The organism is Kosakonia sp. LAM2021 (genome assembly GCF_016620385.1).
GTDB lineage: Bacteria > Pseudomonadota > Gammaproteobacteria > Enterobacterales > Enterobacteriaceae > Kosakonia > Kosakonia sacchari.
This window is the reverse complement of record NZ_JAENHT010000001.1, coordinates 580028-594743: the sequence shown is the minus strand read 5'-3', so window position 1 is coordinate 594743 and position 14716 is coordinate 580028. Positions and strand designations below refer to the sequence as shown.

Below are 14716 nucleotides of genomic sequence, written 5' to 3'. Positions count from 1 at the left end.
TAGATCAAATTCTATATTTGAATGATGTAGCGTTCGGTCGGTGTCTGCATACACAGATAGAAAGTAATGGAAGCGTGATTCCTGAATATCAGCCGCAAAATGCACCGTTGCATTGATTTTGCGACCCGGCTTCACATAAGAAAAAACCCCGCCGAAGCGGGGTTTGCTGTTACAGCCTATGCGTTATGCTTTTGCGCGGCTGGCGATGATGTCATCAGCCACGTTGCGCGGCGCTTCCGCATAATGGTGGAACTCCATGCTGTAGGTCGCGCGGCCTTGCGACATGGATCGCAGCGTGGTGGAGTAGCCAAACATCTCGGCCAGCGGCACATCGGCGCGGATAATCTGGCTACCGAAACGCTCTTCCATACCCTGCACCATCCCGCGACGGGAAGAGAGATCGCCCATAATGTTCCCGGCGTACTCTTCCGGCGTTTCCACTTCCACATGCATGATCGGCTCAAGGATTGCCGGATCCGCTTTACGTGCGCCATCTTTGAAGCCAAAGATCGCCGCCATGCGGAAGGCCATTTCCGAGGAGTCGACATCGTGATAGGAACCGAAGGTCAGGGTTGCCTTCACATCGACAACCGGGTAACCCGCCAGCACGCCGTTGTTCATGGCTTCGCGCAGGCCTTTTTCCACTGAAGGAATGTACTCGCGCGGCACCACGCCGCCTTTGGTCGCGTCTTCAAATACAAAGCCGCTACCCGGCTCCAGCGGTTCAAGCGTCAGAACTACATGACCATACTGACCTTTACCGCCGGACTGGCGCACAAACTTACCTTCGATATCCTTCACGGTTTTACGTAAGGTTTCACGATAGGTAACCTGCGGGCGACCAATATTTGCCTCCACGCCAAACTCACGTTTCATGCGGTCAACAATAATTTCCAGATGCAACTCGCCCATCCCGGAAATAATCGTCTGCCCGGACTCCTCGTCAGTATGCAGACGGAATGATGGATCTTCTGACGCCAGCCGTTGCAACGCGATGCCCATTTTCTCCTGATCCGCTTTTGTTTTCGGCTCAATAGCGAGCGAAATAACCGGCTCAGGGAACTCCATGCGCTCCAGGGTGATCACTTTATCCGGGTCGCTCAACGTGTCACCGGTGGTGACATCTTTCAGACCGACGCAGGCGGCAATATCCCCGGCGCGCAGCTCATCCACTTCATGGCGATCGTTGGCATGCATCTGCACAATACGTCCGATACGCTCTTTCTTGCCTTTCACCGGGTTGTAAACCGCATCGCCTTTTTTCAGCACGCCGGAATAGACGCGGATAAAGGTGAGCTGGCCAACATATGGGTCGGTCATCAGTTTGAACGCCAGCGCCGAGAACGGTTCGTCGTCATTCGCATGGCGCTCTGCCGGTTGGCCTTTTTCATCCACGCCCTGAATAGCAGGGATATCCAGCGGCGACGGCATCAGTTCGACCACCGCGTCGAGCATGCGCTGGACGCCTTTATTTTTAAAGGCGCTGCCGCACAGCATCGGCTGAATTTCGCCAGCAACCGTGCGTTTGCGCAGACCGGCAATAATTTCCGCTTCGTCCAGCGAGCCGGTTTCCAGATATTTATCCATCAGCTCGTCGCTGGCTTCCGCCGCCGCAGAGATCATTTTCTCACGCCACTCCAGCGCGGTTGCCATGAGATCATCCGGTACCGGACCATAGCTGAAAGTCATGCCTTGCGTCGCGTCATCCCAGATGATTTCGCGCATTTTGATCAAATCCACCACGCCGGTGAAGTGCTCTTCCGCGCCAATCGGGATCACAATCGGCACCGGGTTGGCTTTCAGGCGGTCGATCATCATCTGCACCACGCGGAAAAAATCCGCGCCGGGTCTATCCATCTTGTTGACGAACGCGAGACGCGGCACGTGGTATTTATTCGCCTGACGCCACACGGTTTCCGACTGCGGCTGCACACCACCCACGGAGTCATACACCATTACCGCGCCGTCGAGCACACGCATGGAACGTTCCACTTCAATGGTGAAATCCACGTGCCCGGGGGTGTCGATAATGTTTATGCGGTGCGGCTCAAAACCTCTGTCCATACCGGGCCAGAAGCAGCTTACCGCCGCAGACGTAATAGTAATGCCGCGCTCTTGCTCCTGCGCCATCCAGTCGGTTGTTGCCGCGCCATCGTGTACTTCCCCCAGTTTGTGGCTCATCCCGGTGTAAAACAGAATGCGCTCAGTAGTGGTTGTTTTACCGGCATCGATATGCGCGGAGATACCGATGTTGCGATAACGTTCGAGGGGGATGGGTCGGGGCATGATGCGTCCTTAGTCATTTGACTGTTAGTTCGCGACCGGAATTGGCCGCTATTCATTCACGGCATCTATGATAGTACAACTGTACGAGTATATTCGAACTATTTTTGCTATTCTTACGATTGGTTGAGCCGCGATTGACCTCGTGGCTTTCGCAAAGCAGTTTGCGTATAGTACCGGCCCAGCCGCCGATACGGGCTACTGCTTTCCCAGCACAGCCACCGCCGACACAGGAAGATTATGATCGCTAACCACCCCGAACGTGAGCAATTTCGTCTCGAAAATGTGCTCTTTGCCCTTGGCAATCCCCTGCGCCTGGCGATGATCAAGCGGCTTGCCGACGGCAGCGAATTGAGTTGTAACGCCCTGCGCCCGGAAGATGTGGCGAAATCCACGATGACGCACCACTGGCGCGTACTGCGCGATAGCGGCGTGGTCTGGCAGCGCCCGCAGGGTCGGGAAAATATGATCTCCCTGCGTCGTGAAGACCTCGACGCCTGCTTTCCGGGATTGCTGGATACGCTGTTGCAGGCGATGCAAAAAGAGGGGTAATGCCGGGCAAGGCGAAGCGCCACCCGGCAAAAGAGATCTTATTTCGTTTCCGGCAACACAATATTGCTCGCCGCCAGCGTGCCCATGTTGTTGTAGATCGCACAGGCCGCATCGACCAGTTGCATCGCCAGCGCCGCCCCGCTCCCCTCGCCTAAACGCATGCCCATATTGAGATACGGCTCCAGCCCCAGATGTTCCAGCGCCAGACGCGCCCCTTTTTCCGCCGAGAGATGCGAAGGGATCAGGTACGGTTTGACCTGTGGCGCAATGCGGCACGCCGACAGCGCCGACGCGTAAGAAAGAAAACCATCCAGCACTACCGGCAAACCACACGACGCTGCACCGAGCATCACACCGGTCATTCCCAGCAGATCGTACCCCCCCACTTTTGCCAGCACTTCAAGGCCATCGGCGGGGTTGGGCTGGTTGACGGCAATCGCTTTACGTACCACCTGCGCTTTATGTCCGAGCAGGCTTTCCGGCAGGTTTGCGCCAATGCCAACAACATGTTCAGGCTCTTCGCCGGTCAGCACGCTGACAATCGCCGCCGCCGGCGTGGTGTTCGCCATACCGAGTTCACCGACACCGAAGAGCTTCACGCCCTGTGCCGCCAGCTCTCGGGTATAGCGCATCGTTTCCAGTAGCAACGCTTCGGCTTGCTCTGGGCTCATCGCCGGGCCGGTGGCGATATTACCGCTGCCGCGCGCGACTTTCATATTCACAAGACCGGGGATCGGATCGGCATCAATACCAACATCCAGCACATGTACTTTCGCACCGGCCTGCGCGGCCAGTACGCAAACGCCCGTCGTCGCCTGCGTCATGTTCGCCGCCTGAATCGCGGTGACAACCTGCGGTGATACCGCCACGCCCTCATGCCAGACGCCATGATCGGCGCACAGCACCACAATGGCCTTCTCACCGCTAAGCGGCTTGCCGTTTAACCCCGGCATTCCCGCCAGTTGCACCGCTAATGCCTCCAGTCGGCCAAGGCTGCCAACCGGCTTCAGTAAACCATCCAGATGACGCTGTGCCTGCGCCATCGCTACGTTATCGGGAACCGGGATACTTGCCAGTAGTGTCGTCAATGTCTGCATCTTGTTTCTCGTTATGTTGCGGGCTGTTCAGAGCAGCGCCAGAAGAAATACCAGTTCGCCAAGTTCAATCGCGGCGCCCAACGTGTCGCCGGTTTGCCCACCCAGCGTGCGTTTAAGCATCTGCCCCAGCAGGAAGATCGCCGCCAGCGTCACCAGCAGCGCAATAATCCCTTTCAAGCCCAATATGGCAATCGCCAGCAACGCCGTGATTGCCAGTGTGACCAGCGTGTCTCTGGCGGAAACTTTGCCGATAAACAGGTTGCCCAGCCCCTCTTCGCGCGCATAGCGATGGCCGAACATCAGTAATACTGAGCAACCACGCCCGGCGGCGCAGGCCATCGCCAGCGCAGCAATCATGCTGACACCGCGCAGTTGCAGCTCGCTGATAACCAGGATTTTGGCGACCAGCACAAACACCAGCGCCAGGCCGCCGTGAGTACCAAGTCGGCTGTCACGCATGATCTCCAGCATCCGTTCGCGCCGCCGCGCGGAAAAGACACCGTCGCAGGTGTCCGCAAGGCCATCCAGATGAAAACCACCGGTTAACAAGGCCAGCGCCAGCACGCCCAAAAGCGCCGCCAGCGGCACGCCGCACCAGGGTTGCAACGCCAGCACGACGACACCGCTAAGCGCCCCGAGCAGCAACCCTACCAATGGAAACGTCACAATACCGCGCACATAATCCGCAACATCCAGCCCCTGAACACAACGACCAGGTACCGGCAAACGGCTGATAAAAGAGAGCGTGGCGAAAAACAATTTGATCATTTGATTTTGACTCCAATCCCGGACACCACCAGCCAGACATGATCTGCCGCCTGCGCCAGACGCTGGTTGACGCGCCCGGCAATATCGCGAAAATGCCGCGCCAGCCGATTTTCCGGCACAATGCCCATGCCCACTTCATTGGTCACCAGCACCACCGGCGATGGGCACGCCGCACAGGCGGCAATCAGTTGCTCAATCTCATGCTGAACCTGCGTTTCCAGCGCGGCGTAATCCCAGTTATCCGGGTCGTCGCCCGCGCCAGAAGCAAACAGCAGATTGGTGACAAGCGTTGTAATGCATTCCAGCAATACCGCTTCGTCAGGATCGTTATGCGGGGTAATAACGGCAGGCAATTGCTGCCAGCGCTCTTCGGTACGCCAGTGTTGGGGGCGTCCCGCCCGATGGTGCTCAATACGCGCTGCCATTTCATCATCAAAGATTTGCGAAGTGGCGATATAGAGCACTGTTTTTGCGTCCGCGACCAGCGATTCGGCATGGCGGCTTTTGCCGCTGCGTGCGCCGCCGGTAACAAGGGTTAACATGCTTGCTCCTGATGTTGCTGCATAATTTGATAAATACGTTCAATGTCCACATGCTGACGCATGGCGTCGGCGAGGATATCAAACTGCTGCGCTTTGTACTGCGCATAATCAACGCGCGCATCCAGCGGCGGCAGCCCTTTGCGCTGGCGTAGCCCGTTAAGCAATGCGCGCGTGAACACGTCGTTATCAAACAAGCCATGCAGATAGGTGCCAAACACCAGACCGTCGTTGCTGACCGCGCCGTCTGCCACACGCTGACCCGCTTTTTGTAGCCACATCGCCGGCTGGCAACCGCTGCTGCGCGTGGTTTCACCCAGATGAATTTCATATCCGCGCAGCGTTAGCCCGGCGCACGGCGCCAGCCAACCGGGTAGTGCCTCCGACAAACTCGCCTCGACGCGAGTGGTGGTTTTATCGCGGGCAAACCGCGTCACCGTCGCCAGCAACCCCAGCCCTGGCAGTTGCCCCAGCCCGGACTCCACCTCATCAATAAGGGTGTCGCCAAGCATTTGATACCCGCCGCAGACGCCGATAATTGGCACACCCGCGCGATGGCGTACCAGCACTGCTTTCGCCAGCCCGCTTTCGCGCAACCAGTTGAGATCGCTAAGCGTGTTTTTACTGCCGGGGAGGATCAGCAGATCGGCGCTGTGCAGCTCGTCCGGCGTGCGCACGTAATGAACGCGCACATCCGGCTGAGCGGCGAGCGCGTTGAAATCGGTGAAATTAGAGATATGCGGGAGTTGCACCACGGCGATATCCAGCGCCCGCTCGCCGGTGCGCAGGTATTTCCCGCGCTGTAACGCCACGCCGTCTTCATCTTCAAGGTCGACCTCCAGCCACGGCATTACGCCAATCACTGGTACGCCGGTCAATGCTTCTATCTGCTTAATTCCAGGGGTGAGCAGCGCGACATCGCCGCGAAACTTATTGATGATCACCCCTTTCACCCGCCAGCGCTCGTGCTCCTGTAACAGCGCCAGCGTGCCGTAAATCGCGGCAAACACGCCGCCTCTGTCAATATCAGCAACCAGAATGACCGGACAAGCGGCCATCTCCGCCATGCCCATATTGACGATATCCCGGTCGCGCAGATTGATCTCCGCCGGGCTGCCGGCACCCTCCAGCACCAGCGCGTCATACTCCTGCGCCAGGCTCTGGTACACGCGGATAATCTGCTCGCGCAGGCGCGGTTTATATTCGTGATAACTCACGGCGTCCATATCGGTCGCGACTTTGCCCATCAGCACCACTTGCGCGTTGCGATCGCTGGTCGGTTTGAGCAGCACCGGGTTCATGCGCACATCCGGCTGGATACCCGCCGCTTCGGCCTGAAATATCTGCGCGCGCCCCATCTCATGACCGCTTGCGGTGATACCGGAGTTGAGCGCCATATTCTGCGATTTAAACGGCGCGGTTTTTAGCCCGTCCTGATGAAAAATACGGCACAACCCCGCCACCAGCACGCTTTTGCCCACGTCCGATGCGGTGCCCTGCAGCATAATGGCCTGCGTCATGACGCCTCCTTAACCTGCGTCGCCCATATGCGGGCAAAAATTCGTCTTCACTTTTGCACAGCGGCATGACTGTCCGCCGTGCCGTTTTACTCGTCACAAGCCATGTAGAGTAAAGCAATGTCATGGCTGACGATAACACGATGATTGCCCCCTTATCGGCTCTCCAGGGGGCACACAGTTAGCCCTCGCGCAACGCGGCGCGGTTAAGCCTTCTTCCACTGTTTATTCACCAGAATGGTCGAAAAGTAAGGCAGCGGCTGATCGTCGTTCACCTCGCCCAGCTGCCGCCAGCACTGCTCACCCGGCAGCGTGGCTTCCGCCATCATCAGCGCATGGTCGAGTAACCCCGCTTCCGCTAGCAGCGCTTTGATTCGCGCGAAACGGCCATAGACTTTCATCAGCACCAGGCTATCGTGCTGCGCCAATGCCTGGCGGATGTCACTTTCCGGCGCAGTGCAGGAGACCACCGCCAGCGACTGTTGTTCCATCGCCAGCGGCATTTGCGCCCGCGCGGCGATGGCGGCAAACGAGGTGACACCGGGAACAATCTCCACCTTTTCTGGCTGTTGCAGGCGCTGCAGTAAAAACACCCAGGTACTGAATAGCATGGCGTCGCCAAGCGTAATAAAACCGACCTGCTTCCCGGCCTGCACTTCAGCTTCCAGCGCGGCGGCGACCTCATCCCATACCGCCTCTTTTTCCGCGCTGTCGGCGCTCATCGGAAAGTGACAGCAGCGCACTTCGGTCTGTTCACCGAGGTACTCGCGTACAATCGACAGCGCCAGTCTGTCGCCGCCTTTGCGCCCGGCCGGTGCGTACAGCACATCCAGCTTCCCGAGAATGCGCGCACCGCGCACGGTGATAAGATCCGCAGCGCCCGGGCCGGTGCTGAGGGCATAGAGTTTTCCGCTCATGCCGCCACCTCCAGCGCGTGTTCAAGTGCCTGCTGTAAATGCTGAACAAACATGGCGCGGATATCAGCGTTTTCACCCAGGCCTTGCAACCACGGCGTGGCAGCGATACCAACGCGTTCAAACTGCGTTTTCCACGAATCGTCGTCATCGGAAGCCATATCATTAATCGCATGATCGCCTGCCACCAGCATTAGCGGCATCAGATGAACGGCTTTGACATCTTCCCGGCGCAGGCTGTCGATGATGACATCGATTTCCGGGTAGCTTTCCACCGCGCCGACGCGCGCCGGGAAGCGATGCGCCGCCATCATATGGTCAAGGCAGGCATATGCGGCAAAAGCATGGTGGCTGGCACCGTGGCCCATAAACACCACGCGTTCGTCCGCGGCGACCATCGGCATCTGGCGCGAGAGCGCCTGCATCAGATGCAGGTAATCTTCATGGCTGCTGAGCAGCGGCGCACCAATCACCAGCCGTTTAAACAGCGGGCGCATCGTTTGTACTTCACGGGCAATTTTTTCGTACTCATCACCGTTGATGATGTGCAAAGACTGGATTGCCACATCCTGATAACCCTGTTCCGCCAGCTTTTGCAGCGCCTCCAGCGGAGTATCAATGTGCAGGTTGTCGCGCTGTCTGAGCTTGCGAATGATCATGCCGGAGGTGAACGCGCGAAACGGGGTGCGATCCGGGCAACTGGCCGCCAGCTCGCGCTCGCAGGCGACAATGTTTTTCTCACAGGTATCGTGATAGCTGGTGCCAAAACTCACCACCAGAAGGGCTTTTTTCATGCTGTTCTCCTCACTGTGCCGCCAGCCAGCGCCGCAGCCGCCCGGCGAAGGCATCCTGACTATTGAGTAACTCTTCCCCACTTACCGCAGGTTGCGGGCGGGCAATGACGATGCACGGGATGTCGGCATCCAGCGCGGGCTGTACTTTTTCCAGATAACCACCTTCTGCGCCGGAGGCTTTGGTGATCATCACCTCCACCCGGTACTGGCGATAAAACGCGGCGTTAAACTCGGCGCTGAACGGGCCGCAGAGCGCGAAAATATCGCCGACGCCAAAACCCAGCTCCGCGCACTGCGCCACCACCTCCGGCACGGGGAGCACACGTGCCAGTAAGGTTTTATCCGGCAAGCCCGCGCGCCAGCGCGCCAGATCTTTACTGCCGGTGGTCAGCAAAATACGCTCACCCAGTTCGCGGGCTTTGGCGCAGGCCTCTTCCAGCGTGGCGACATAAAACAGCAACGGATGGGTTAAATCCGCTAACTGCTCCGGGCGCTGATAGCGGCTAAGCAGTACCTGCGCCTGCTCACAGGCCGCGGCAATATTGCGGCTCACCATATCGGCATACGGATGCGAAGCATCAATGACCCAGCGCGTACCGTAGTGTTGCAGCCACGCGACCATATCGCCCATCTCCAGCCGCCCGCAGCGGACCTGGCCGCGAATATTCCCTGCAAGCTGCTGCCCGGTCGGCGTCGCCACCGACAGCGTGTAGCGCACATTGGCGTCGTCCAGTTGCTGGCAAATTTGCCGCGCATCGCTGGTGCCGCCGATAACCAACACCTCCCCGGCGGTCACAGGGTGTAGCCCCTGGGCGTGATCATCAGGCCGTTTTGCACATAAGTGGCGCGGTTGCCGACAATCACCAGGCTGGTCATATCAACGGGTTCAAAATCCATCTCGCCAAGCGTGGTCAGCCATTTTTCCTCTTTCTTACGCCCGGCAGATTTCACCACGCCGACCGGCGTATCAGCGCGTTTACTGGCCGCGAGCAGTTCAAACGCGCGCGCCAGGTGGCCTTCGCGACCCCGGCTGCGCGGGTTGTAGAAGCAAATAACGAAATCCGCCTCGCCCGCCGCGACAATGCGCTTTTCAATGACCGGCCACGGCGTCATCAGGTCGCTTAAGCTGATATGACAAAAGTCATGCATTAGCGGCGCGCCGAGCAGCGCGGCGGCGGCAATGCTGGCGGTCATGCCCGGCACCAGACGGACGTCAACATCCAGTTGCTGCTTGTTCACCAGCTCAAGCACCAGCCCGGCCATGCCGTAGATCCCCGCGTCACCACTGCTGATCAGCGCCACGTTATGTCCTGCCTGCGCCAGCTCAATCGCCGCCTGACAGCGTTCGATCTCTTTGCACATGCCGGTTTTGATCACCTGTTTATCGCCGGTAAAGGCTTTCACCAGATGGGTATAGGTTTTGTAACCGACCACAATTTCCGCCGCCTGCAACGCTTCAACGGCTTCCATGGTCATCATTGCCTGTGAGCCGGGGCCAATTCCGATTACCGTTAACATCAGTGTGAAACTCCCAAAGTAATAGTCACGCCCTGCTCGCGCAGGGTTTCGCCAGTCAGTTGCCCGTCGCTCATCAGCCATGCCACCGGGCCGGAGACGCTCCCGACCCCGGCGTTGCGGCGGACAAATTCCGAGGCGGGAAAATGGTGTTCGTATTGCCGCAATGCCTCAGCCGTGAAAACGTCAAACGGCACGCCCAGGCTTTGCGCCAGTTGGATCAGCCCTTTTTCATCCTGCTTTAAGGTGATGCTGCCAATCGCGCGCATCGCCAGCGGGTCAATGGCGTACGTCTGCAACTGGCGTTGCAACAGCAACGAGAGCAGCGTAAACGGCGTGTCGCGCCGACAGCCCATCCCCGCCACGATGCGTTTCGGCACCAGCTTGAAAACGGGCAACGGCAGTGCTGGCAGCGCCGCTTGCGTGGTTACACACACGACACCATCCAGTTCCGGTAACGCATCAAGGCGCTCAACCGCGATAAAACCGCGCGTATCGCAGCGCGCCACGTCCTCACGCATCGCCGCTTCGCACCACAGGCCAACGCGTTTACCGCTGACCAGCATCTGATTGATGGTCTTTACCGCCGCGCGAAAATCCTGCATTCGCGCATCTAACTGGATGGCCAGCGTGTCGAGCGCCGCCAGTTCGTTCACGTCTGTCGCGGTGGTGATCACCGGATCGGCGTCCAGCACCGCCGCGAGGTAGCGCGCCAGCGCATTCGCACCGCCGCAATGCCCGGAAAGCAGGCTGATAACATGCTGCCCGCGCTCATCAATGACGATCACCGCCGGATCGTTAAACTTATCATTCACCAGCGGGGCGATAACGCGCACGGCAATGCCGGTTGCGCCGATAAAAATCACCGCTGAAAAGTGGCAAAACGCCTCGCGCAGACTCTTCGCAAAACTCCCCTCGAAGGGCTGAAACCCCGCCGTGAGCAGTTTCTCGCTGGTAAAACAGGTCATCGGCAGCGCAGATTGCAGCCGCGCCGCCAGCGCCACACCGCCCGGCGTCAGGCAAAACAGCGCTATCGATTCAGGCTTTGCGGTATTCATGGCTAAAATCCGCCGCGTAAAGCCGCGAGTAGTGGAACTCTTCGCCCAGGAATGCCCCCACGAGGATCAGCGCGGTTTTACGGATCCCGGCATCGCGTACTTTGTCAGCAATATCCGCCAGCGTGCCGCGCACCGTCTGGCTTTCCGGCCAGGTCGCTTTATAAATAACCGCCACTGGCGTGGTCTGCGGGTAACCACCTTCGATTAAACGCTCTGCCACGCGGTGAATGCGTTGTACCGAGAGGTAAATCGCCATCGAGGTCTGGTGGCTGGCAAATGCCTCCAGTTGTTCGCGCTCCGGCACCGGCGTGCGCCCTTCGAGGCGGGTGATGATCAGGCTTTGCGACACCTCCGGCACGGTATACTCCACGCCCAGCTCCGCCGCCGCGCCGAGAAACGCGCTGACGCCGGGCACAACCTGCCAGCGAATGCCACGGCGGGTTAACACTTCTCCCTGTTCACGCACCGAGCCATACAGAGAAACATCGCCGGTTTGCAGGCGCACCACCACTTTCCCGGCCTTCACCCCGGCTTCCATCAGGTCGATGATTTGCTCAAGGTGCAATTCTGCGCTGTCGTGGCACTCTGCGTCTGGCGGGCAGTATTCCAGCAGTTCGGTATTAATCAGCGAACCGGCGTAAATCACCACCTGCGCCTGTTGCAACAGTCGATACCCTTTCAGCGTGATGAGCTCTTTATCGCCAGGTCCTGCGCCCACAAACCAGACAGTTTGTGCATCCGCGTGCTCAGCCATGGTGTTGCTCCTTTTCACAGGAAATTAAAAAAACGGGATTATGCGCTTTGAAGTAGTGGCCGCAGCCAAGCGAGGCCAACTGGGAAACCTGAAGTTGCTGGCAATCCAGCGCAGTGACGAGGCAATTGGCCAGGTGCGCCAGTGCGGTGCTGAGGTTTTCCTGCAGGATAAAGGTCATCACCAGCCGCCCGCCGGGGGTAAGTTGCGCCAGCGACCAGTCGATAAGTTGCGTCAGATTGCCGCCACTGCCGCCCATAAATACCGCATCCGCAGGCTGCTCAACGAACAACGGTGCAATACCGGGGATCAGGGTGATATTACGGCAAGCAAAGCGCTGACAATTCGCCTCCAGTAGCCCGAGCGCTGCCGGGTTGCGCTCAATCGCCGTGATCTGCAATTGCGGGTGCGCCAGCGCCGCTTCAATGCTCACACTGCCAGTGCCAGCGCCGATATCAATCAGATGGCGGGCATCGTGCAGCGCCAGCTTCGACAGCGCCACTGCGCGCACGGCTTCTTTGGTCATCGGCACTTTTTCACCGCGAATAAACCGCTCATCGTTCATTGAGGATCACCACCACATTCATTTCGTAATGCGCCTGCACATCCGCCGGGCGCAGCCAGTGGATACGTTCATTGTCCATACCGAGGTTTTCGCCAATCACCAGCCAGCGCTTTTCTGCCCCGCGCGAAATCAGCGCGTCGGCAATGGCTTTTGGCCCGCAGCGGGCATCGGTCACCATCGCAACCTTGCTGGCACGCGCCAGGGCATCGAAATCGACATCGCGCCCGTGGCTACTGGTCAGCCAGATATCGTTCATATCGATTCCGGTACGCGAGCAGAGGTACTGCGCGGCGCTGATGCCGGGAATAATGCGCAACTGTTCGATACCAAAATGCGCCACCAGTCGCGTGCCGATGCCGTAAAACAAAGGGTCACCGGAGGCCAGCACCACGACATTGTGCGCGCTCTGTTTTTCCAGCCACGTCAGCAAAGCAGGAATGTCGGCATCCAGCGCCCGCCGTTGCCCGGCAAAATCGGGGAACTTCGCCAGGTGGCGTTTACCGCCAACCAGCACTTCAGCCTGCGCCACCGCCTCCTGCGCCTGCGGCGTCATCAGCGCCAGATTGCCCGGCCCCATTCCGGCCACGGTCAACATCTGAGATCCCTCGCAATCTCTTCAATCGGACGGTTCGCGCCCAGCACCTTGTTATCAAAGGAGAACATCACGGCATCACACTGCGGCGGGTTGTTCGTAAAGCGCAGCATCTGTTCGATACGCAGGCAGATGCGGGTTGCCAGGTGAGCGTAAAGGTGGCTGAACCCGGCAGCATCAATGTGTTCCATTGCCGCTTCGGTGGTGTCGCATTCGCTCACCGCCAGCAGCAGTGCGTGCGGCGCGCCAAGCAGCGCCAGGTGTGCGACCAGCGTTTCCATGCGCGCATCGGCGATATGGCTGTGGGTGTGAAAGATCCCGGCGGCGATTTTCACCAGCTTGCCGGGGTGACCGACCAGCACGATATGCCGGAAACCGAGGCGCACCGCCTCTTCGATCATGTAGCCGACGAAATTACTCATGGTGACCACGAGTTCGCCAGATACGCCCAGATGTTCGCGAACAAAACGCTCGCCGTGGTTGCCAGGCACCAGGATCACGCGCTCCATCCCGGCGGCACGTTTTAACTCCAGCTCCAGCGCCAGCGAGCGTTTCCAGCTCTCTTCCGACATCGGCGTAACAATGCCGGTGGTGCCAATAATTGAAATGCCGCCAAGAATGCCGAGCCTGGCGTTGTAGGTTTTCTTCGCCCGCGCTTCCCCTTCCGGGGCAAAAATTTCCACCTCTGCGCCGCGCGTCGGACCAATCACTTCGCGCACGGCGGCTTCGATAGTCTGGCGCGGCGTGCGGTTGATGGCCGCTTCTCCCACCGCCAGGCCAATGCCTTTACGGGTCACCGTGCCAACGCCTTCGCCGCCGCGCAGGGTTATCACCCCCTCATCATTGAGCGTGACGCGGGCGAAAATCAGCATGCCGTGGGTAGCATCAACGTCATCGCCGCCGTCCTTGCGAATGGCGGCAATCCCCTGCAAGCCTTCCACATGCGGGCATTCGACGTTCAGGCGCAGCGTGACACCCGATGGCGTGACAATCGACACCTGGTGAATAAGGTGCTGGCGCAGCACCATCAGCGCCGCTACTTTCGCCGCCGCCGTCGCGCAGGAGCCGGTGGTATAACCTTTGCGCAGCGCTTTTCCGTTGTGCCACACCGGGTCGTCGAACGCCTGTTCGCTCATTGCGCCTCCCGCAGGCTGTAAAGCAACGCGTTAACGATCGCCGCCGCCACGTTGCTACCGCCTTTGCGCCCGCGTGCGGCAATACCCGGTAAGCCGCTCGCCACCAGCGCCTCTTTCGATTCCGCCGCGCCGACAAACCCGACCGGCACGCCAACCACGCCGTTCACCGGCGAGTTGTTTTCCAGCAGGCGAAACAGCGCGGTGGGGGCATTGCCGAAGACAAACACTTTGCCGCCCTCTTCGCCCAGCGCCAGATCAACCGCCGCCATCGAACGGGTGATGCCTTCGGCTTTGGCGCGGCGCACCACGCGCGGATCGGAGATATAGCACCGCACTTCACCGCCGAACTGCGCCAGCAGTGTTTTGTTAATGCCGGAAAGCGCCATGGTGGTATCGGTGTAAAGCGTGCAGCCCTGTTGAATCGCGGTGCACAGGCTTTCCAGCGCGTCGGCGGAGAACCATAAGATATCGAGCCAGTCAAAATCCGCTGTGGTGTGAATGACCCGTTTGATCACCGCTTCATGCAGCGGGCTGGCAAAGCGGTAATCGGGACGCGTCTCTTTAATGATGTCGCCGATAATGACAAAACTTTTGGCTTCAATAGCCTGCGGTTGCTGCAAATAATCCATCTTTTC

The 14716-nt window shown here is 59.0% G+C and carries 16 protein-coding genes; 1 reads left to right on the top strand and 15 read right to left on the bottom strand.

The window, feature by feature from the left end:
* Window positions 1-183: 183 nt before the first annotated feature.
* Window positions 184-2286, bottom strand: a complete 2103-nt coding sequence (fusA, locus tag JKP81_RS02685) for an elongation factor G (protein WP_200550515.1) — start codon at window positions 2284-2286, stop codon at window positions 184-186.
* Window positions 2287-2523: 237 nt separating this feature from the next.
* Here fusA and JKP81_RS02680 point away from each other — a divergent pair, with 237 nt between their 5' ends.
* Window positions 2524-2835: a helix-turn-helix transcriptional regulator gene (locus JKP81_RS02680; RefSeq protein WP_017458424.1), complete on the top strand. Its 312-nt coding sequence runs from the start codon at window positions 2524-2526 to the stop codon at window positions 2833-2835.
* 38 nt (window positions 2836-2873) lie between these two features.
* On the opposite strand, the gene cobT is transcribed toward JKP81_RS02680, so the two are convergent.
* The 14 genes from cobT to JKP81_RS02610 form a co-directional block, all read right to left on the bottom strand.
* Window positions 2874-3932 carry a nicotinate-nucleotide--dimethylbenzimidazole phosphoribosyltransferase gene (cobT, locus tag JKP81_RS02675; RefSeq protein WP_200550514.1) on the bottom strand — a complete coding sequence of 353 codons (1059 nt, stop codon included), beginning with the start codon at window positions 3930-3932 and terminating at the stop codon, window positions 2874-2876.
* A gap of 27 nt (window positions 3933-3959) precedes the next feature.
* Window positions 3960-4700 (bottom strand): adenosylcobinamide-GDP ribazoletransferase, encoded by a 741-nt coding sequence (gene cobS / locus JKP81_RS02670; RefSeq protein WP_200550513.1) that lies wholly within the window; start codon window positions 4698-4700, stop codon window positions 3960-3962.
* Window positions 4697-5242: a bifunctional adenosylcobinamide kinase/adenosylcobinamide-phosphate guanylyltransferase gene (cobU, locus tag JKP81_RS02665; RefSeq protein ID WP_200550512.1), complete on the bottom strand. Its 546-nt coding sequence runs from the start codon at window positions 5240-5242 to the stop codon at window positions 4697-4699. The genes cobS and cobU overlap by 4 nt, the downstream gene beginning before the upstream one ends.
* Window positions 5236-6759 carry a cobyric acid synthase gene (locus tag JKP81_RS02660; protein WP_200550511.1) on the bottom strand — a complete coding sequence of 508 codons (1524 nt, stop codon included), beginning with the start codon at window positions 6757-6759 and terminating at the stop codon, window positions 5236-5238. Before JKP81_RS02660 ends, cobU begins: the two co-directional genes overlap by 7 nt.
* 203 nt (window positions 6760-6962) lie before the next feature.
* Window positions 6963-7673 carry a cobalt-factor II C(20)-methyltransferase gene (locus tag JKP81_RS02655; protein WP_200550510.1) on the bottom strand — a complete coding sequence of 237 codons (711 nt, stop codon included), beginning with the start codon at window positions 7671-7673 and terminating at the stop codon, window positions 6963-6965.
* Window positions 7670-8464, bottom strand: coding sequence for a sirohydrochlorin cobaltochelatase (locus JKP81_RS02650; protein ID WP_200550509.1), 795 nt, complete (start codon window positions 8462-8464; stop codon window positions 7670-7672). Before JKP81_RS02650 ends, JKP81_RS02655 begins: the two co-directional genes overlap by 4 nt.
* Window positions 8465-8474: 10 nt before the next feature.
* Entirely contained in the window at window positions 8475-9260 is a 786-nt protein-coding gene (locus tag JKP81_RS02645; protein WP_200550508.1) for a cobalt-precorrin-6A reductase, read from the bottom strand.
* A complete protein-coding gene (locus JKP81_RS02640; protein WP_017458432.1) occupies window positions 9257-9982 on the bottom strand; it encodes a precorrin-3B C(17)-methyltransferase in 726 nt (241 codons plus the stop codon). The genes JKP81_RS02645 and JKP81_RS02640 overlap by 4 nt, the downstream gene beginning before the upstream one ends.
* On the bottom strand, window positions 9982-11037 hold the full coding sequence (gene cbiG / locus JKP81_RS02635; protein ID WP_200550507.1) for a cobalt-precorrin 5A hydrolase: 1056 nt from the start codon (window positions 11035-11037) through the stop codon (window positions 9982-9984). The genes JKP81_RS02640 and cbiG overlap by 1 nt, the downstream gene beginning before the upstream one ends.
* Complete coding sequence (locus JKP81_RS02630) at window positions 11018-11791, bottom strand: cobalt-precorrin-4 methyltransferase (RefSeq protein ID WP_200550506.1); 774 nt, start codon at window positions 11789-11791, stop codon at window positions 11018-11020. Before JKP81_RS02630 ends, cbiG begins: the two co-directional genes overlap by 20 nt.
* Window positions 11784-12353 carry a decarboxylating cobalt-precorrin-6B (C(15))-methyltransferase gene (locus tag JKP81_RS02625; protein WP_200550505.1) on the bottom strand — a complete coding sequence of 190 codons (570 nt, stop codon included), beginning with the start codon at window positions 12351-12353 and terminating at the stop codon, window positions 11784-11786. The genes JKP81_RS02630 and JKP81_RS02625 overlap by 8 nt, the downstream gene beginning before the upstream one ends.
* Window positions 12343-12948 (bottom strand): precorrin-6y C5,15-methyltransferase (decarboxylating) subunit CbiE, encoded by a 606-nt coding sequence (gene cbiE, locus JKP81_RS02620; RefSeq protein WP_200550504.1) that lies wholly within the window; start codon window positions 12946-12948, stop codon window positions 12343-12345. The genes JKP81_RS02625 and cbiE overlap by 11 nt, the downstream gene beginning before the upstream one ends.
* Window positions 12942-14081: a cobalt-precorrin-5B (C(1))-methyltransferase CbiD gene (cbiD, locus tag JKP81_RS02615; protein ID WP_200550503.1), complete on the bottom strand. Its 1140-nt coding sequence runs from the start codon at window positions 14079-14081 to the stop codon at window positions 12942-12944. The genes cbiE and cbiD overlap by 7 nt, the downstream gene beginning before the upstream one ends.
* A complete protein-coding gene (locus tag JKP81_RS02610) occupies window positions 14078-14710 on the bottom strand; it encodes a cobalt-precorrin-8 methylmutase (protein ID WP_200551056.1) in 633 nt (210 codons plus the stop codon). The genes cbiD and JKP81_RS02610 overlap by 4 nt, the downstream gene beginning before the upstream one ends.
* Window positions 14711-14716 lie beyond the last annotated feature (6 nt).